This window comes from Paenibacillus sp. HW567, assembly GCF_000374185.1.
Lineage (GTDB): Bacteria > Bacillota > Bacilli > Paenibacillales > Paenibacillaceae > Paenibacillus_AQ.
On the sequence record NZ_KB910518.1, the window covers coordinates 1,403,978 to 1,424,437 of the forward strand.

The window sequence follows — 20,460 nt, forward strand, 5'->3', positions numbered from 1 at the left end:
TGATAATTTTCACTTCAAAAGTGTGATATTTAATATGTTTTTGAGCTGGAATTGGAATAAAAATATAATAAAAACCATATTATGGAAGTTGTTTCCTGTGGTGCACAGATAATGAGAAACGTTACCCAATTGGCTTTCTCCATACTCAAGATGATTCAGCTTTTTTGATCATAGCGCAACGGGCAAGGATTTTTCAACTCTGTTCTCGTAACCAAAGACCTCTCACGAGTTGCTTGACTCAATGGGAGGTCTTTGCTTATTGGATGAAATTTGTTACTATACGCTAAATTTTTGCTGTACTGTTTGGACAAGCATGTAATATAATGTAATTATTAACCATAAAAATGTCAGGTGGTGAAGCCATTTGTCATGGGAACCGGCGGGGTTTATGTTTTTCTCAACCATTGAGGGGGTGGGGATATTCGCCATGATGATGTCGTTCTTCAGGTTGAAGGCGACGGACTATACTTGGCCTGCGTTGTTTATTATTTTGCTGATGAACCTGCAGAGCTTTGTGCTGCGGAATGATCTCAATCTGTCTTTTCTGGTTCCGATTATTAACATTATGCTCTTTATATTTCTGCTGACAGTAGTCATTAGAATTCCAATTATATGGTCTTCTATTATAGCCATTTTTGGTTATCTGGCATTTAGCATCATACAAGTATTGCTCGTCTTATTGTTCTTTGGCTCCATTTCCCATTCACAGACCTCGGTAATTAACGAATACGGAGGTCAATTCATATCGGGTTCGACCAGCATTTTTCTGGCGTGGTTTTGTTTCAAGCTCGGCATTGGCTTTACCTTTGATTTTGAAAGGCTGAGGCTGCGCTGGGAGGGAACGCTGGTGGCTTTACTGATTGTGATTTTCTTTCTGCTGTTCTCTTTGATCATGTACAAGAATGAGATAGGCTGGTACATTTTTTTCTTCATAAGCGCCTTTGCCTTTTTAATGTACTACTCAATTAGAAAGGAGAAAATGAATGATTGAGCTGCTCGCTGCAAAAATGGCATTTTCGCTAAAACGCTCCGTACCGGATCATCCATCCTCGGTCGAAGTTTTTAAATTTGCGATTGCGATGATGCTTAATGTGATATTTATTGTACTCGCGACTTTGGGCATCTCCCTCTTTACCGGTCACACAGGGGAGGCTGCAGCAATCCTTATCTCGTTCGCGCTGCTCCGCCAATTAACAGGAGGCATTCATCTCAAATCTAATCTGCAGTGCACCGTTGTCTCCACATTGACGTTTACTGGCATCTCATTGCTTGTTTTACCTGAGTTATGGACTGTTTTGGCAACAACAGCGGCCCTGCTTGCAATTCTGCTCCTGGCTCCGGTAGGCATAGATCAGCAATCGAGGATTCCTCCAAAGTATTTTCCTTATATGAAGCTTGCGGCCCTGCTGCTTGTTGCTTCCAATTACTTCATTTTATCACCGGTGCTTGCGCTCAGCTTTCTCGCCCAGAGCGTTACGCTGGTGCTTGGAAAGGTGGTGAGATCATGAATCTGGTAGCAAACATACTGACCAAAGTTGCAGAGGCGACGGTAGGAACGAATTGTTTTTTATTTTGGTACAAAGGGGACATCCCGGCTGAACTTTTAAAAAAATAGTTGAGAAAGCAGGTTGATTCCATGAATGCTATATCCGTTACTGAAACTGCTGACGGATCTGCCGGGATCATCACTGTTGGCTTAGAGCGCATCTTGTTTCTTAAGTGCAATACCTTCGAATCACAGTCTATCCTGGTACATACGAGGGATGGCGTATATTACATCATGGGGCCCTTGCGTTACTGGGTGAACGCGCTTAACAGCACCGGATGCCACTTCAGCATCGTAGATCGGGGAACTGCGGTCAACATTGATAACGTGGAGCGTCTGGAGAGAACATATAAGGTTGCTTATTTTGACAATATGAGCAGTCAGACTTCTATTAGCTGTACGATTGCCTATCACCGTTACAGACTTGTAGAACAAGAATTAACCCGAATGAATCCAAACATCATCGTTTGTTGAGGCTAATGCTAGGGGACTGTCCAATGACAGTTCCTTTTTTTCTGGATATGCGCAGGTACATACCCGAGGGAATGCGGGGATAGTAACGGGAAATGATGAATTTCATAAATAAAAGCACATATAATATGGGAATTACCCCTTAATTTCAATAAATGAAAGCGCTTTGAAAACGAATCAAAAAAAACTTTATACTTTGTGAAAGATTTCACTATGCAAGACGAAGAGAATGTGATAAGATAAATGTGTAGAGAAAAACAACCTAAAAATTGACAGGAGGACGAGGGAGATGGCAGTTAAGAACGAAGTCGCCGCCCAAGTGAAACAAACCACCGCTGAAGAGTATATTCAGACTTTGGTGGATAAAGCAAAGAAAGCTCAAGAAGCTTACATGGCGCTGGATCAAGAGCAAGTTAACACAATCGTTCATGCAATGGCACTCGCAGGTCTCGACAAGCATATGTACCTGGCTAAGCTGGCTGTAGAAGAAACTGGCCGCGGAGTATACGAAGACAAAATTACGAAGAACATCTTCTCAACTGAATATATCTGGCACGGAATCAAATACGACAAAACAGTAGGCGTTGTTGAAGACAACCAATATGACAGCTTCCAAAAGATTGCTGAACCAGTCGGAATCATTATGGGGATCACTCCTGTAACGAATCCAACATCCACCACGATGTTTAAAGCACTGATTGCAGCGAAGACACGTAATCCTATTATATTCGGTTTCCATCCATCTGCGCAAGAGTGTAGTTCCGCAGCAGCAAAAATTCTTCATGATGCAGCCGTTAAAGCCGGCGCTCCTGAGAATTGCATTCAATGGATCGAACTGCCAACGATGGATAAAACAAACGCACTGATGAACAATCCGGACGTTGCGCTTATCCTGGCAACCGGCGGATCGGCAATGGTAAAAGCAGCTTATAGCTGCGGTAAACCGGCTCTTGGCGTAGGTCCTGGTAACGTGCCTGCCTTCATTGAAAAGAGTGCCGATATTGATCAGGCGGTAACCGATATTATTCTGTCGAAGACTTTTGACAATGGTATGATCTGTGCTTCCGAGCAAGCTGTTATCATTGAAGAAGCCATCTTTGATCAAGTGAAGAAAAAAATGATCGCCAACGGCTGCTACTTTGTTAATAAAGAAGAAGCTGCTAAGCTGACAAGCGGCGCAATGAACGTTGAAAAATGCGCAGTGAACCCGGCAATCGTTGGTCAATCCGCAGTGAAGATCGCTGAAATGTGCGGCATTCAAGTTCCGGCAGGCACTAAGATCCTGGTAGCTGAGCTTGAGGGCGTAGGTACTAAATATCCGCTGTCCGCTGAGAAATTGAGTCCGGTTCTTGCTTGCTACAAAGTCAAGAATGCTGATCAAGGTATCGAACGTGCAGCACAAATTGTTGAGTTTGGCGGTATGGGCCACAGCTCGGCTATCCACTCGAACAATGAAGAAGTAATCATGAAGTTCTCTAACCGTCTGCAGACCGGACGTATTCTCGTCAACTCGCCATCGACTCACGGCGCAATCGGCGATATCTACAATACGAACATCCCTTCATTGACTCTGGGCTGCGGATCTTACGGCCGCAACTCGGTATCGCAGAACGTTACTGCCATCAATCTGATCAACGTGAAAAGGGTGAACCGTCGTACCGTGAATATGCAATGGTTTAAAGTACCTGACAAGATTTACTTCGAAAAAGGCGCTACTCAATACCTGGCCAAAATGCCTGACATCACTCGGGTTGCTATCGTCACTGACCCTATGATGGTTAAACTGGGCTATGTGGAAAGAGTTGAACATTATCTGCGTCAACGTCAAACACCTGTAGCAATTGAAGTGTTCTCGGAAGTTGAACCGGACCCATCGACAACTACTGTAGAAAAAGGTACTGCCATGATGAACAGATTCCAACCGGACTGCATCATCGCACTTGGCGGCGGTTCCCCTATGGATGCTGCAAAAGGCATGTGGTTATTCTATGAACATCCGGACGCTGATTTCAACGGCCTGAAACAAAAATTCATGGATATCCGCAAACGCGTATACAAATTCCCTAAGCTTGGAAACAAAGCGAAATTCGTAGCGATTCCTACAACTTCGGGTACAGGTTCTGAAGTGACTTCGTTCGCGGTTATTACAGACAAAACAACGGCTAATAATACTAAATACCCGCTCGCTGACTATGAGCTGACTCCAGACGTTGCAATCATCGACCCTGAGTTTGTATACAGCTTGCCAAAAACTGCTGTTGCCGATACAGGTATGGACGTATTGACACATGCCATCGAAGCTTATGTTTCCGTAATGGCTAGTGACTACACTGACGGTCTGGCTATCAAGGCTATCCAATTGGTATTCCAATACCTTGAAAAATCGGCGCTCGAAGGCGATAAGCTGGCCCGTGAAAAAATGCATAACGCTTCTACACTTGCTGGTATGGCTTTTGCCAACGCATTCCTGGGCATCAACCACAGCTTGGCACACAAATGGGGCGGTCAATATCACACAGCTCATGGACGCACCAATGCCATCCTGTTGCCGCACGTTATCCGTTACAATGCTAAGAAACCTACGAAGTTCGCTTCGTTCCCTAAATATTCGCACTTTGTAGCTGACGAGCGTTATGCGGAGATCGCACGCATCCTGGGATTGCCTGCACGCACAACTGAAGAAGGCGTAACAAGCCTGATCAATGCAATCCGCGATATGAACAAAAAACTCGGCATCGAAGAGTCGTTCCAAGTGCTTGGCTTTGATCCTAAGGACTTCGAATCCCGCGTAGATTATCTGGCTGACCGCGCATTTGAAGACCAATGCACAACTGCCAACCCTAAGCTGCCGCTGGTTTCCGAGCTTGCTGACGTATACCGTAATGCATTCTACGGCAAATTCGAAAACTAATTAGCAACCGCTAGATAAACAAGTAGTTTATAGGGTAATATGGGACTGGATGTAAGTGACAAATATCACCGAAAGAGTGATATTTGTCACAGTCCATTTCCAGAAAATAAACTAAAATGTTTATATAAACAACGATCCCGGTTATGAAGAAGCTATTGTGAATTTTTTTACAACCAACCATATCTTTGGGATCACGAGACACGGGATTAACCTTCAAGCCCGCGATCTCTACAAATATAATAAATATAAATGGAGGGATTTAGCATGTCGGTGATTGAAAAAGATGTACAAGAAGTAAAATCGGGTTGGAGAAGTTTCGTAAAAGGCAAATGGGCTAAGAAAGTCGATGTTAATGAATTTATTTCCAAGAACATCAAGCCTTATGAAGGAAGCGAAGATTTCCTCGTAGGTCCTACCAGCAACACAACTGAACTGTGGAAGATTATCTCCCAACTGAGCAAAGAAGAAAGAGAAAGAGGCGGCGTATGGGACATTTCCCTGGATACTGTCTCCACTATTACATCCCACAAACCAGGTTACATCAACAAGGACTTAGAACAAATTGTTGGGGTACAGACTGATGCTCCTTTCAAACGTTCCATTCAACCGTTCGGCGGTATCAAAATGATGATCGATGCCACCAAAGCTTACGGCTTTGAGCTTCCGAACAACATTGTTGAAATGTTCACGAATATCCGCAAAACGCATAACCAAGGCGTATTTGATGCATATACACCAGAAATGAGAGCCGTGCGTAAATCAGGCGTTATCACAGGTCTTCCTGATGCCTACGGCCGCGGACGCATCATCGGCGACTACCGCCGTATTGCTCTGTACGGTATTGATTTCCTGATCAAAGACAAGAAACAACAACTAGCCGAGCTTGAAGTTGATTCCATGACTGAAGAAGTAATTCGTCTGCGTGAAGAGCTGTCCGAGCAAATTCGCGCTCTGGGCGAACTGAAAGAAATGGCTGCTGCACACGGTATGGATATTTCCAAACCGGCTAACAACTTCAAAGAAGCTACTCAATGGGTGTACTTCGGTTATCTGGCAGCCGTTAAAGAACAAAACGGTGCCGCAATGTCCCTGGGACGTGTATCCTCCTTCCTGGATATCTATGCACAACGTGATTTCGAAGAAGGTACTCTTACTGAAGAACAAGCACAAGAAATCGTTGACCATTTCGTAATGAAACTGCGTATCGTGAAATTCCTGCGTACGCCTGACTATAACGAACTGTTCTCCGGTGACCCTACTTGGGTAACTGAGTCCATCGGCGGTATGGCTGAAGACGGAACAACCCGCGTAACTAAGAACAGCTTCCGCTTCCTGCATACCCTGTACAACCTGGGACCAGCTCCAGAACCAAACTTGACTGTTCTGTGGTCTGAAAGACTTCCTGAAGCGTTCAAGAAATACTGTGCTAAGGTTTCCATCGAGACTAGCGCTATCCAATATGAGAATGACGATGTAATGCGTCCATACTGGGGTGAAGATTACGCGATTGCTTGTTGCGTATCCCCAATGCGTATCGGTAAACAAATGCAGTTCTTCGGCGCCCGCGCCAACCTTGCAAAAGCTCTGCTGTATGCAATTAACGGCGGTGTAGATGAGAAATCCGGCGTACAGGTTGGTCCTGAATTCCCGGCAATCACTTCGGAATATCTCGATTACAACGAAGTTATGAAACGCTTCAAACCAATGATGGAGTGGCTGGCTAAGACATATGTTAATACGCTGAACATCATCCACTACATGCATGACAAATATTCCTACGAACGTATCGAAATGGCGCTGCATGACCGCGACATTCTGCGTACGATGGCTTGCGGTATTGCCGGATTGTCTGTTGCTACTGACTCCCTGAGCGCAATTAAATACGCTAAGGTTAAACCGATCCGCAACGAACAAGGTATCGCAATCGACTTCGAAACCGAAGGTGAATTCCCTTGCTACGGCAACAACGACGATGCTGTTGACAGCATTGCAGTTGAACTGGTTGAAACCTTCATGTCCATGATCCGCAAACACAAAACTTACCGTGATGCTATGCCTACCCAATCGGTATTGACGATCACTTCGAACGTTGTATACGGTAAGAAGACAGGTACTACTCCTGATGGACGTAAGAAAGGTGAACCGTTCGCTCCAGGTGCTAACCCAATGCACGGACGCGACAAGAAAGGCGCCCTGGCTTCCCTGAACTCTGTTGCCAAACTGCCGTACTCCGACGCACAAGACGGTATTTCCAATACGTTCTCAATCGTTCCTAAGGCATTGGGTAAAGAAGAAGAATCCCGCAAGTCCAACCTGGTCTTCATGATGGACGGATACTTCCACAATAACGCTCAGCACTTGAACGTTAACGTATTTAACCGTGAACAACTGCTCGACGCTATGGATCACCCAGAAAACTATCCACAATTGACAATTCGTGTATCCGGCTATGCTGTTAACTTCATCAAGCTGACTCGCGAACAACAAATGGACGTTATCAACCGTACATTCCACGGTACAATGTAATAACTAAGCTTATTGCTTAAGCTTTAGGTTACAGTGTAATAGCTGCAAGGTGGTACCGCCCTTGTCTCAAGGGCGGTACTCTCTTGTTCAAAATTGTTTTAAATTTTAAATTTCGGAAGGATGACATCATATGGCTAACGGACATATACATTCTTTAGAAACCTTCGGAACCGTTGACGGACCAGGTATTCGTTTTGTTCTATTTATGCAGGGCTGCCTGTTGAAATGTCAGTATTGCCACAACCCGGACACCTGGGGGCTCAATGAAGGTAGAGAAATGAGTATCGAACAGGTACTCGCCGAAATTGAGCCTTATCTGAATTATTATCGTACTTCCGGTGGGGGACTGACCGTTTCGGGCGGCGAACCTACCCTACAGGCGCATTTTGTGAAGCAATTGTTCAGCGAAGTGAAGAAACGCTGGAATTTGCACACTACACTCGATACTAACGGGTATAATGAAGGCGATAAAATTAACGATTTGCTTGATTTGACTGATCTGGTGCTGCTTGATTTGAAGCATATTGACGATGAGGCGCACATCAAGTTGACGGGCAAATCTAATGACCGTACGTTAAAGCTGGCCCGCTGGTTGTCTGACCATGGCCGTAAGATGTGGGTCCGTCATGTGTATGTGCCAGGAATTCATGACCGTGAAGAGGACTTGCTCAATTTGGGACGTTTCATTGGAACCTTGAACGGTGTGGAGAAATTCGAAATTCTCCCGTACCATCAGATGGGGATCTATAAATGGGAAGTGCTTGGCAGACCTTACGAGCTTGAAGGGGTGCCTTCGCCAACTGAAGAAGAAGTAGCGCGCGCTTACCGGTTGATTGAAGAAGGACGCAAGCAGACAGCACTGGTATAATGACCGTGAAGAATAAGAAGCCGTTTCAACAGTAGATGTAGTGCTGTGGGAACGGCTTTTGAGTATACTAACAGATCTGAATATGGAAACTCGTGTTTATTTTTATGACATATCATGCCCTATGAGTTGTTTTTTTAATCATGATTATTTTATGCTATGTTATATAATATAACTTTATATGTTATTAAATACATATGTATTCGCTTACATTAGACGTTTTTATCCCTGTTGTAGATGAATCTTAACCTTACCGTTGCTGAACCTGTTTTTTATAATAAGAGTTGTAAGGGAAATCAATATATAGGGAGGGTCACCCATAATGAAAAAAAGCGTAACTTTGCTGTTGTCCCTGCTGTTCGTAAGCTCTGCGGTAATGGCTGGCTGTGGCAATAATAATTCTGCTAACAACAATGGCGGCGCTGCCGCGACTAGCACGGCTGATGCTACGAATGCTGTAGCGACAGAAGAGCCTGCAAGCAGCGAGCCCTTCGAAATGACAATCCGTCATACTCAAGTGGGGGCAGACAAACAGAAACGTCTGGCTATCCTGGAGGATGTTGTTGGAAAGGTGCAGGCTGAAGTGCCGGGATTGACCTTTAAGCTTGATGGTGTGGACTCCGATGTAAACCGTAAGGAGAAGCTGCGCGGTGAAATGGCGGCAGGAAATCCCCCGGAAATTTTCGATCTGTTCGGGAGTCCTGACTCCAAAATATATGCCAAGGAAGGCAAGCTGCTTGATCTGACACCGATCCTTGAAGAACTGGGCATCAAAGACAAGTTCTCAAATCTGGACCCGTTTACGTATGAAGGTAAAATCTACGGACTGCCGATTGGCGGCTCGGGTGAAGGGTTCTTCTATAATAAAGAATACTACACCAGCAAAGGCTGGAAGGCTCCGACAACTTTTGCCGAATTGGAACAGCAATTGGCGGATATCAAAGCCGACGGCAAGGTGCCATTGGCAGGCGCCTCCAAAGCCGGATGGGTGCCTTTGATGCTGGCTAACCACCTCTGGTCACGTTATGCCGGACCGGACGTAACTGCTAAATTTGCCACCGGTGAAGCCAAATGGAGTGATCCCAATGTGGTTAAAGGTTTTGCTAAATATAAGGAATGGGAAGATAAAGGATATTTCAAAAAAGGCGAGCTTGGCTTCGAGTATGCTGAATATACGACCCAGTTCACCAGTGGCGAAGCGATCCTGATGTATGATGGCACTTGGAAGTCTTCTGTCTTCAAGACAGGCCAATCCGGTGAAGGCTTGATCGGCAAGGTGGGTTTCTTCAACATTCCACCTGTAGACGGCGGAGTTGGCGATCAGACAGCGCTGATGCGTGATGTGAACAACGGCTATGGCTTCTCGGCTGCTGCAGGTAAGGATGAACGCCAGTTGGCTGCAGTAAAGTCGTTCATCAAAAACATGTACAATGAAGAAATGCAATTGCGCGGACTGGTTGAGGATGGCGTGCTGCCGGCCATGAAAATTGATCAGGCCGTGCTGAACAAGAATATTACTGACGATCTGATGAGTGAAATTGTGGCTGTTCTGAATAACTCCGAGTCTTCGTTCCCGGCCTTCGACTCGCTGGTACAGGCGGATGTAACTACCGAAATCAGCAATATCCAGATTCAAAAGCTGATTGGCGGACAGACGACACCTGAGAAAATGGGCGATGCTCTGCAAAAGGTTCAAGAAGAAGCCAACGCGGCAGTGGAATAAGGAACGGTCATTGGAATGTGCCCTGGCGCTTGCTCCAGGGTGCATTTTTACAATCTGCCCGGAGTTCGCTGATTCTCAAGCAATCGGAGGTAGTCATGAATAAATCACTCAGAAATCCCCTGGTGTTCACCCTATTCGTCGTTCCGGCGTTGATTCTGTTTTTGTTATTTTTTATTTATCCGATCTTTAGTTCGGTCTACTACAGCCTGACCAGTTGGAACGGTGTTTCAGACACTGTTGCATACACGGGACTGCGCAATTTTGATAAGGCCATTCACGATGACCGCTTTTGGGTTTCCGTTAAGAACAACGGCTGGTTTATCTTATTCTCTGTGTTTATACAGGTCCCCCTTATCATTCTTTTCTCCTTGTTAATTGCTAATGTCAAAAAGCTGAAGGGACTGTATAAGACTGCGGTTTTTATGCCATCTATCATGTCTACGGCGGTTATCGGCATTTTGTGGGGCTTTATTTATGAACCGAATATTGGCCTCTTGAACAAGCTGCTGGGAGTCTTCGGCATTAATCCGGTATACTGGCTGTCGGATGAACGGTTCGCCATGCTGTCGATTCTGATCACCAATGCCTGGCAGTGGACCGGATTCTATATTGTAATGGTGTTGGCAGCGATATTATCCATTCCCGGTGAGTTGGATGAGGCGGCTGCCATTGACGGTGCCACTGGTTTCCAAAGGGCTACACGCATTACTTTGCCGCTGATCGTGCCGATCATTTCTGTTGTGATTATGCTGTCCATCGCGGGAGCGATGAAGGCGGCGGATATTGTCATCGTCATGACAAAGGGCGGACCGGCAGGCTCGACTGAGGTGATGGCTACCTACATGATCAAATATGCAATCACGAACTTTAAATATGGGTACGGGAACGCCATTGCTGTTCTCATTTTTTTGTTCACTCTTGTGGTCACGGCGCTCTATCAGCTACTCTTCGCCCGGCGTAATGAAAGGATTGAATACTAATGGCGCGCACTTTGAAAAAGAGTATACCTCATGCGGCACTACTTGGTTATCTCGTAGTTGTGCTGTTTCCGTTCCTGTTCGTGCTTTTCTCTTCGGTGAAGAAGGACAATAATGCGATTGCACTGAATCCGTTTGGCATTCCGAAGGAATTTATTGTTAACAATTACGTCGAGGCATGGGTTAATGCTAAGATCAGCACGTACTTTTTGAACAGCTTGTATATTTCCGTGCTTTCTTCTGTCGTGTCGATTCTGCTGGCCTCGATGTTTGCGTTTGCTGTTACGCGGATGCGGCAGGGCAAGTGGAACGGGATTCTGTTCTCGCTTGTGGTTATCGGAATGCTGATCCCGAATAACGCGCTGATGCTGCCGATCTATACGATTGTGCGCAAGCTGCACATTCTGAATACGCACTGGGCACTGATCATTCCTTATATTGCCAATGCGATCCCGTTCACGATTATTATTTTGGCTGCATTTATGCGTTCGCTGCCCGGTGAAATTGAAGAAGCTGCGGTTGTGGATGGCTTGAAGGCCCCGGGTATCTTTGCTAGAATTATTGTACCTTTGACGGTTCCCGCCATGGTTACGGTATTCATTGTTAATTTCCTGGGAAATTGGAATGAGTTTTTGCTGGCCAACTATTTTCTTTCGAATGACGAGCTGCGCACGCTTCCGGTGGGAATGGTCCAATTCCGTGATCAGTATCAGATGAATTATGCGCAGATGTCTGCAGGCATTGTCTACAGTGTGCTGCCGGTCGTGGTTATTTACGCCATTTTGCAGGAGAAGATTATTGAAGGGGTTACAGCGGGCAGCGTAAAAGGATAATTCCATTCAAGTCAGGGGCACTAGCCGATGAATTTGCGCTACAAGTTGTTTACGGCATTTTTGGGCCTGATTATCATTCCTCTGTTTATTCTTGGCATGATTATGTTCTTCGTAACCTATAATTCAATTGAGAAGAAGTACAGCCAGCAGTCGGAGTATTCGCTCAAGGCGATCAGCTACAGCATCTCAAATGTCTTTAAGGACATGGACAATGTGACCGACAACGGAATCGCCACTTCAGTGTTTCATATGGCCCTTAGTGCGGAGGACCCGTCCAAGCAGGATTTGACTGCTGCCGAGCAGCTTAATTTGAATGCCAGTCAGCGCAATTTCCGCAGCTTGTTATACAATCATCCGTCGATCAGCTATGCTTTTCTCTACAATTTTAATGGAAAAGGCAGTTCGGAGATCGTTTCGGTGTTCAATAAGGAGAATTTTCAGCCGCTCCCCTACGACAAGTTCAAGGGAAGTGAGTTATACCAGGAAGTCATGAAGCTGAATGGTGTGCCCAAATGGGTTGCGCCGCACGAATACCCGGAGCTTACGGGAACGGAAGCGGTGTTTACGCAAATCCGGCTGGTGAAGGAGCTCAGCTTTTTTCAGAATATCGGCATTCTGGTGGTGCAGATCAAGAATTGGGAGTTCGAGTCGATCTTCCGTAATCTTAAAATCGGGGACAGCGACCAAAAGGTTTCTTTTAGGCTGGTGAATGATGACGGTATGATTCTGTTCGATCCGGACCGCAAGCTGGACGGCCAGGATTTCCAATCGTTTACGGCGAAAAATGTTGCTTTTCATAAAGGCTTCCAAAGCTTCAAAACAGAGTTCGCCGGGGAGAACAGCATTCTCTCGGTCTACCATCTGAAGGATTACCCCTGGAGTCTTGTCTCCATAACGTCCTGGGACTCCCTGTCGCATGAGGTCACTGTTTTTGCCCGTTGGTTTGTGGTTGTTATCTTTCTGTGCCTGCTCGGGGCAGTGATTTTCAATCTGTTCTTCATGAACCGGATTACGGGCGGCATAGCGGTGATTGTCCGTTTTATGCGGAGGGTCGAGGATGGCGATCTCACTACAAGGGTGGAAGAGAAGGGCGACGATGAAATGACGCTGCTTGCCAAGGGCTTCAATGATCTGATGGACAAAATCAATGGCCTGTTCCACCGGGTACAGTTGGAGCAGCGCCGCAAAAACCAGGCAGAAATGCGTGTGCTGCAAGCGCAGATCAAGCCGCATTTTCTGTTCAATACACTGGAGTCCATCAATGTGCTTGCCGTGCAGAATGAAGGACGGAAGGTCAGCGAGATGGTCTACAGGCTGGCCAGCATTCTGCGGATTAGTATTCAGGGCAGGGATGAAATTACGCTGGAAGAGGAAGTTACACACCTGAGGAATTATTTGGATATTCAGAAATTCCGCTTTGAGGATGTATTCGATTATGAGATTGACATTCCCCAGGAGCTGCTTGGCTGCGGGATTCTCAAGCTTACACTCCAGCCGCTGGTGGAGAACAGCATTCAGCACGGGTTCGAGGGGATTGACTACAAAGGCTTGGTCCGTGTCACGGGCTGGGAAGAGCGGGGCAACCTGATCCTGCGCATACAGGACAATGGAATAGGGATGACCTCAGCCCAGTTGTCTATGTTCCAGTATATGGTGGGCGAGCCGGGCGATTCAGCAGAACAGATCACTACAGAAAAGCCGGAGCACGGCTTTCATCTGGAGCGGCGGGGCCTTGGCGTGAGGAGTGTGGCAGACCGCATCCGTATTGAATATGGCGGCAGGTATGGGATTTTTATCTGCGCCAGTCCCGGGGAAGGCACAATCATCCAATGCGTCATACCTAAATACGGGCAGGGGGAAGATCATTATGCTAAAAGTATTATTGGTTGACGATGAAGCCCCCATTCTGGGCAATCTGAGACGGGTGCTGCCGTGGCAGGAGATGGGGATGGAGATCGCCGGCATGGCCCGCAGCGGGATGGAGGCCCTTCGCATTGCTGAGGAGCAGCCCCCGGATATTGTACTCTGCGACATTCGTATGCCTGTAATGGACGGCTTGACGTTCATCGGCAAGCTGCGGGAAATGGGGCTTGAGAGCGAAGTCCTGCTGCTCAGCGGCTATCAGGAATTCGATTATGCGCTGGAGGCGATCCGGCTGGGTGTGAAGGAATATATCTGCAAGCCGATTCATTATGAGGAGCTTGGCAGCAAGGTGCGGGAAATTGGCGTACGAATCCGGAACAAACAGTATAAGGATAAGCTGTATAACAGCATTCCGTTGTTTCAGGAGCCGCCGCCGGAACAGGATTCCCCGAGAAAAACAGCGGATCAGCTAATGAACCAGGCAGCCCAGTACATCTCACAGCGCTTAAGCTGCGATCTTGGCATTGAGGAAGTGGCGAATACGATAGGCATTAGCAGCAGCTACTTCTGCTTGCTGTTCAAGAACCGTTTTGCCATGACTTTTGTGGAATATGTGACGCTTCAGCGGATAGAGGCCGCCAAATTTATGCTGGCAAGCAGCGACAAAAGCATCACGGCGATCAGCTCGGGGGTGGGCTATCAGGAGCGCAGGTATTTTACAAAGGTATTCCAGAAGCAGACGGGGATGACTCCCAAAGAATATCGTGACCGGCATAAGAAAACGGATACGCGTTGAACCAGCTTAGAGGCGGTTACCTTGCTCCAAAGGTCAATCGTTTCTTTTTTTTGCGGACAAATTGATGCTGCGGGATGAATGAATTTTAATCTTTTCTTAACAGTTAATGAAACTTTTTATGCTGTCATGCGTCTAATACTATGTTTTGTAAAAATGAACGTGACAAAAACTCATCTGCCGTCCATATGGGCGGCTGCGTTTTTGCGGGTAATATAAGGATGATGAGAATCTTACTTTCCTTGTATACTACAAATAGGAGCAGAAGGAGTCATACCATGAATTTGAAAAAACTATCGTTAGCAGCAATCCTGGCTATATCGCAGGTTGCGGCAGCAGTGCCGGCATTTGCCGCCCCTGTTAGTACAACATCAACATCCGCTGCAGTTCAAGCAGCCGAGGCAACTTCTACGCCTGCGACGGTGTCAGAGCCTGCGGCTACTACAGGTCCGCTGTCCAGTGAAATTCCGGCAGGCTCTGTGACTCCAACACCTGCACCTGCAGCGGCAGCAACGGCAATTCCAGCCGAGACTGCACTTCCTACTGCTACACCTCAGCCGGCGGCATCAGCAGTTCCGGACATGACGCCAGGAATCACTGCGCCGAATAGTTACAACGCTGCGCAGGTTATTCCTTCTGCAGGCGCCAATCAGTTGATTCTCATGATGAACAGCAACGTAATGTATAAGAATGGCGTTCAGTATACTGCTAATCAGCCTATGGCGGTAAAGTACGGAGTTTCCTACGTTTCGATCCGGGCAATGGTGGAAATGGTGGGTGTCAAGTATACTTATGACGCTAAGACGAAGGAAGTCATTGTGACCAAAGGCAACAGCATCATGCGCTTCAAGACGGACAGCAAAATTTATTCCGTCAATGGCAGCAAGGTGACTATGAAGGGGCCGGCTTATCAGTACAAGGGTACGTTCATGGTTCCTTTGACCTCTATTACCGGAGCGCTGGGGATTCCTTATACGGTGGATAATGTACAGAAGCGTGTTATTCTGACGCTGATCACAAAGCCGACAGCTTCCTTTACTGTGCAGCCGACAGAAATTTATGCCGGTCAAACTACGGTTAATTATGTGACTTCCAGCTCCTCGCCCAATGGCACTGCCATTGTTGACCAGCAGTGGGGAGGCGACAAGAGAGATATTTACGATCAGCCCGGAGATTATACGGTAACTTATTCGGTTAAGGATGCAAATGAGCAGTGGAGTGATCCTTACTCGGTGACCATCAAGGTTATTCAGCCGAATCAGCCTCCTGTGGCCAATTTCTCCACAGACAAAGAAGAGTACAAAATGGGTGAACCGATCACGCTAACCGATCAGAGCTATGACCCTGAAGGAGAAGCACTGACGGCTGAATGGACGAATCGGGCGCTGGCCTTTTTTACTCCGGGACCTGTCTCGATTCAGTTGAAGGTGACCGACAAGCATGGCCTGAGCGGCACCTTTGAGAAGACAATTAACATCACCAGTGAGCAGTTGTACACCCAGGATGAGGTTGCGAAGCTGTTCACCGCTCCGGGGGATATTGTCTCTATGGACGGGGGAATGATTCCTAGTCTGCCTAATCTGCAGTATAACCTCTCTTCCGAGCCTTATACGCTGATTCGCAGCAACAGTCCTGAAACCGTTAATTCCGAGGGTGTGTTGTACCGTGAAACCTCAGTTGGCGCAACACGTTTTCTGGTCCATCATTTGAACAATATGTCTACTAGACAGAAGCTGTATGTTATTGCAACGAACAACAACATGTATCCAACGACCATTACAACCCAATATCTGGGAATTGCAGGTCCGGTCACATCGCCGGAATATACCGGTAAAATTTCAATCCAGAAATATTATAATTCCATGCTGAACAACTCGAGTTATGGAACAATTACACTTCAGCCGGGGCAAAGTGTGCCTATTATGACCGATATCAGCAAAATCGCCATGAAGCCGGGTGAGGTGCTCTCACTGAGTGCCGACCTGTTCAGTGATTTGGCCGTGCAATATAATGTCGTAATGGTGGAACAGTCCAAGGACCCGGTAGCCCTTCTATGGACACTGCCTCTTCTGGACAAGGATGGAGTGCATAACCGGGGAACCTATCCGGACTCTACCCGTGTAATTAGCGTGTTCGATCTGGTTGGAGCTACGCAATCTAGGCTGGTGCTCGGTGACAACAGCAAAGACATGAATCTGGTCGGGATTGATCCGATGTACGGAACAGAGACATCCAACGCCGGCAACTTCGGTGTTCTGTATAAAATCAGACTGGAGCGTGTCGCCAAGAATACACTCATCACCTTCAATCCGCGTGGGGGTAAATATCTGGGATCCGTGATGGTTAACGGAACGATTGTCAATCTGCCGAATAAAGGGAGCTTGGACAGCAATGATATGAATGCCGTTGTCTATCGTTCCGGCGATTATGAAGGTCCGGTAGATATCGTGTTCTCGGTAGCTTCCGGCAGCAATCTTCCGGTGAACTTTGTCTTTACACCGCTTCCGGCCAAAAAATAAAGCCTTGCATTAGCTCGAAGGCCTGTCAGCTCTCCCAAGCGGGAGGGCTGGCGGGCCTTTTGCCGCTGGTGTAGTCCGGTTCATTGACGGGGCTTTTATTTTGGGGCATTATAAAGAGAGTGTAATTCAAATGACCATGTTATGGGAGATGAGCGAATGCTGTCGACAGATCAAATACTGGAAGCCATGTCGGGGCAGGGACTGCGAATCACCGATCAGCGCAAGACGCTTGCCAAGCTATTCGGCGAGAATACGGGGTATTTATCCGCGAAGGATGTTTATGAGCACATGGGACGCAAATACAGCGGGCTCAGCTTCGATACAGTGTACCGCAATCTGCGGGTAATGGAGGAGCTTGGCGTGCTGGAGCAGGTGGTGTTCGAGGATGGTGTTAAATTCAAAGGAAGCTGTAATCAGGAGCATCACCATCATCATATGATCTGTCTCCAATGCATGAAGACCTACCCGATTAATTTCTGTCCGATGAATCTAACGGATGCTCCCGACCAGTTCCGGGTGGTTAAGCATAAATTTGAGGTGTTCGGCTACTGCAAGGATTGTGAGCAAAATAGGGAAGAAGATCCCGCTGTTGCCGCTCACGGCAAAGAAGGTCATTAATCATGAGCATTGGACGCAGAACAATTCAGGCGCCGATTCGTGTGTACCGGAAGTTTATTTCACCGATTAAACCGGCGACCTGCCGCTTCTATCCGACCTGCTCGGCTTACGCGCTGGAGGCGGTGGAGGTTCACGGTCCGCTGAAGGGTTCATGGCTTGCGGCGAAGCGGATTGCCAGATGCCACCCCTTTCATCCGGGAGGACTTGATCCGGTGCCGCCGCGCGAAGAGAAGGCAGCAAGGAGTAAGTCAGCCCGTACAACTTGACATGGCGGCTGCACATGGGTATATTTTGAATAATAGTTTGTATTCCGAGGAACGGATGAGTAGATCGGGACAACCATCACAGAGAGCCGGGAAATGCTGAAAGCCGGTATGGTGCGAGGATTGAATATGGTCCGGGAGGAACTGTGTTCGAGCGGAAGCTGGGAAAGATGGCTTGCGTAAGATAACAGCGTGATCCAGCGTTAATGGACAGTTCCCCTGCGGGAACTGGCGAAGCCTGTGCTCTGCGAGGAGCCGGGGAATTTTGGGTGGTATCGCGTGAGTTTACTCTCGCCCCATAACGGGGCGGGAGTTTTTTGTTTGCCAAGACGAAAGGATGACTAGGAATGAGCGACAAGAAAACATTTTATCTGACAACCCCAATCTATTATCCAAGTGACAAGCTGCATATCGGGCATGCCTACTCTACGGTTGCGGGTGATGCGATGGCCCGCTATAAACGGCTGCGCGGCTATGCGGTCCGTTATCTGACCGGTACGGATGAGCATGGACAGAAGATTGAGGAAAAGGCTGCAAAGGCCGGTAAGACGCCGCAGGAGTTCGTGGACGGGATTGTCACAGGCATCAAGGACCTGTGGCGCAAGCTGGATATCTCCAATGATGATTTCATCCGCACCACGGAGGAGCGCCATAAAAAAGTGGTGGCGGATATTTTTGACCGGCTGCTGAAGCAGGGCGATATTTACAAAGGGGAATACGAGGGCTGGTACTGCATCTCGGACGAGACTTTTTACACAGAGACGCAACTGGTGGATATCGAACGTGACGCGGAAGGCAATATTACCGGAGGCAAAAGCCCGGACAGCGGACATCCCGTGGAGCTGGTCAAGGAGGAAAGCTATTTCTTCCGCATGAGTAAATATGCTGACCGGCTGCTGCAGTTCTATGACGAGAATCCGGAGTTTATTTTGCCGGAATCACGCAAGAACGAAATGATCAACAATTTCATCAAGCCTGGACTGGAGGATCTGGCCGTCTCCCGCACAACGTTTGATTGGGGGGTAAAGGTTAAGGGCGATGACAAGCATGTGGTCTATGTGTGGATTGATGCGCTGACGAACTATATTACAGCTCTTGGTTACGGCTCGGAGGACCGCAGCTTGTATGATCAATTCTGGCCTGCGGATGTGCACATTGTCGGGAAGGAGATTGTGCGGTTCCATACGATCTACTGGCCGATCATTCTGATGGCGCTTGGCGAGCCGCTGCCGAAGAAGGTCTTCGCGCATGGCTGGCTGCTGATGAAGGACGGCAAAATGTCCAAATCCAAGGGCAATGTGGTGGACCCTGTGACGCTGATCGACCGGTACGGTCTGGATGCGCTGCGTTACTACCTGCTGCGTGAGGTGCCGTTCGGTTCGGATGGTACTTTTACGCCGGAGAGCTTTGTGGACCGGATCAACTATGACCTCGCTAATGACCTGGGGAACCTGCTGAACCGCACCGGAGCCATGGTGGAAAAGTATTTCGCAGGCGATCTTCCGGCTTACGAGGGCAATGTGACGGCGTTTGACGGTGAGCTTGCGGCTGCGGCTCAGAGCACCTATGCCAAGGTAGAAGAAGCTATGGAAAAAATGGAGTTTTCGGTGGCGCTCACCGCCATTGGCGCGTTCATCAGCCGGACGAATAAATATATTGACGAGACCCAGCCTTGGGTGCTCGCGAAGGATGAGAGCAGAACCGGCGAGCTGGCTTCGGTGATGAGACATCTTGTTGAAGGCCTGCGTACAGCTTCAATCCTGCTGCAGCCTTTCCTGACTGAAGCGCCGGCGAAGATCTGGCAGCAGCTTGGCATTGAGCCGGGCGAGCTGACGGCTTGGGACAGCGGCAAGTCCTTCGGCCTGATTCCAGCGGGAACGAAGCTGGTTAAGGGCGATCCGATTTTCCCGCGCCTGGATGTGGCGCAGGAGGTGGCCTACATCGCCGAAGCGATGGGCGCCGGCAAACCTGCGGCAGCGGAAGCTGCGCCTGCTTCTGAAGCCGGAGCCGCTCCAGCCGCCGCAGCGGAGGCGGAGGAGGAGCACAAGGAAGAAATCGGCATCGACGATTTCGCCAAAGCCGAGCTGCGCGTCGCCCAGGTCATCGCCGCCGAGCCGGTGAAGAAGGCTGACAAGCTGCTGAAGCTGCAGCTTGACCTTGGCTATGAGCAGCGCCAGGTGGTCTCTGGCATTGCGAAGTTCTACACACCGGAGGAGCTGGTGGGTCGCAAGGTGATCTGCATCGTCAACCTGAAGCCGGTGAAGCTGCGCGGCGAGCTGTCGCAAGGCATGATCCTGGCCGCCTCCAAGGGCGAGCAGTTGACGATTGCCACTGTACCGGACAGCATGCCGAACGGAGCGATTGTGAAGTAGGCTGGGGCTGATCCAGCCTGAAGGAATGCCCACCGCCGTAGAAGGCGGCTGGGCATTCTTTTTTTGTTAGGAGATCGTTTAAATGCTGGAGTTCAAACGAACTCCGCGAAATGGTACAGGACGTGGAGATCACGCTGGAGGCGTATCAGGCCCCACGAACAGGATCATCTTCTGATCGGA

General features: G+C 48.1%; 16 protein-coding genes. All 16 read left to right on the forward strand.

The window, feature by feature from the left end; genetic code table 11:
• Positions 1–364 precede the first annotated feature (364 nt).
• Entirely contained in the window at positions 365–991 is a 627-nt protein-coding gene (locus B212_RS0106160; protein ID WP_019909608.1) for a hypothetical protein, read from the forward strand.
• Entirely contained in the window at positions 984–1,508 is a 525-nt protein-coding gene (locus B212_RS0106165) for an accessory gene regulator B family protein (protein ID WP_019909609.1), read from the forward strand. The genes B212_RS0106160 and B212_RS0106165 overlap by 8 nt, the downstream gene beginning before the upstream one ends.
• Positions 1,505–1,615 carry a cyclic lactone autoinducer peptide gene (locus tag B212_RS33715; RefSeq protein WP_019909611.1) on the forward strand — a complete coding sequence of 37 codons (111 nt, stop codon included), beginning with the start codon at positions 1,505–1,507 and terminating at the stop codon, positions 1,613–1,615. The genes B212_RS0106165 and B212_RS33715 overlap by 4 nt, the downstream gene beginning before the upstream one ends.
• Before the next feature lie 21 nt (positions 1,616–1,636).
• Complete coding sequence (locus B212_RS0106175; protein WP_019909612.1) at positions 1,637–2,020, forward strand: LytTR family transcriptional regulator DNA-binding domain-containing protein; 384 nt, start codon at positions 1,637–1,639, stop codon at positions 2,018–2,020.
• 286 nt (positions 2,021–2,306) lie between these two features.
• Complete coding sequence (adhE, locus tag B212_RS0106180) at positions 2,307–4,928, forward strand: bifunctional acetaldehyde-CoA/alcohol dehydrogenase (protein ID WP_019909615.1); 2,622 nt, start codon at positions 2,307–2,309, stop codon at positions 4,926–4,928.
• A gap of 264 nt (positions 4,929–5,192) precedes the next feature.
• Positions 5,193–7,454 (forward strand): formate C-acetyltransferase, encoded by a 2,262-nt coding sequence (gene pflB / locus B212_RS0106185; RefSeq protein ID WP_019909616.1) that lies wholly within the window; start codon positions 5,193–5,195, stop codon positions 7,452–7,454.
• A gap of 130 nt (positions 7,455–7,584) precedes the next feature.
• Positions 7,585–8,322 carry a pyruvate formate-lyase-activating protein gene (gene pflA / locus B212_RS0106190; RefSeq protein WP_019909617.1) on the forward strand — a complete coding sequence of 246 codons (738 nt, stop codon included), beginning with the start codon at positions 7,585–7,587 and terminating at the stop codon, positions 8,320–8,322.
• Between the two features lie 319 nt (positions 8,323–8,641).
• Positions 8,642–10,042, forward strand: a complete 1,401-nt coding sequence (locus B212_RS0106195) for an extracellular solute-binding protein (RefSeq protein WP_019909618.1) — start codon at positions 8,642–8,644, stop codon at positions 10,040–10,042.
• A gap of 95 nt (positions 10,043–10,137) precedes the next feature.
• Complete coding sequence (locus B212_RS0106200; protein ID WP_019909619.1) at positions 10,138–11,022, forward strand: carbohydrate ABC transporter permease; 885 nt, start codon at positions 10,138–10,140, stop codon at positions 11,020–11,022.
• Positions 11,022–11,852 carry a carbohydrate ABC transporter permease gene (locus B212_RS0106205; RefSeq protein ID WP_019909620.1) on the forward strand — a complete coding sequence of 277 codons (831 nt, stop codon included), beginning with the start codon at positions 11,022–11,024 and terminating at the stop codon, positions 11,850–11,852. The genes B212_RS0106200 and B212_RS0106205 overlap by 1 nt, the downstream gene beginning before the upstream one ends.
• Before the next feature lie 27 nt (positions 11,853–11,879).
• Positions 11,880–13,742: a cache domain-containing sensor histidine kinase gene (locus B212_RS0106210; protein ID WP_019909621.1), complete on the forward strand. Its 1,863-nt coding sequence runs from the start codon at positions 11,880–11,882 to the stop codon at positions 13,740–13,742.
• On the forward strand, positions 13,720–14,511 hold the full coding sequence (locus B212_RS0106215; RefSeq protein ID WP_019909622.1) for a response regulator transcription factor: 792 nt from the start codon (positions 13,720–13,722) through the stop codon (positions 14,509–14,511). The genes B212_RS0106210 and B212_RS0106215 overlap by 23 nt, the downstream gene beginning before the upstream one ends.
• 275 nt (positions 14,512–14,786) lie before the next feature.
• The gene (locus B212_RS0106220) at positions 14,787–17,027 is read left to right on the forward strand and encodes a stalk domain-containing protein (RefSeq protein ID WP_019909624.1); all 2,241 of its coding nucleotides are present in this window, start codon (positions 14,787–14,789) and stop codon (positions 17,025–17,027) included.
• 156 nt (positions 17,028–17,183) lie between these two features.
• Positions 17,184–17,645, forward strand: a complete 462-nt coding sequence (locus tag B212_RS0106225; protein WP_019909625.1) for a Fur family transcriptional regulator — start codon at positions 17,184–17,186, stop codon at positions 17,643–17,645.
• 2 nt (positions 17,646–17,647) lie between these two features.
• Positions 17,648–17,911, forward strand: coding sequence for a membrane protein insertion efficiency factor YidD (gene yidD, locus B212_RS0106230; RefSeq protein ID WP_019909626.1), 264 nt, complete (start codon positions 17,648–17,650; stop codon positions 17,909–17,911).
• A gap of 344 nt (positions 17,912–18,255) precedes the next feature.
• Positions 18,256–20,280, forward strand: coding sequence for a methionine--tRNA ligase (gene metG / locus B212_RS0106235; RefSeq protein ID WP_019909627.1), 2,025 nt, complete (start codon positions 18,256–18,258; stop codon positions 20,278–20,280).
• Positions 20,281–20,460: the final 180 nt, after the last annotated feature.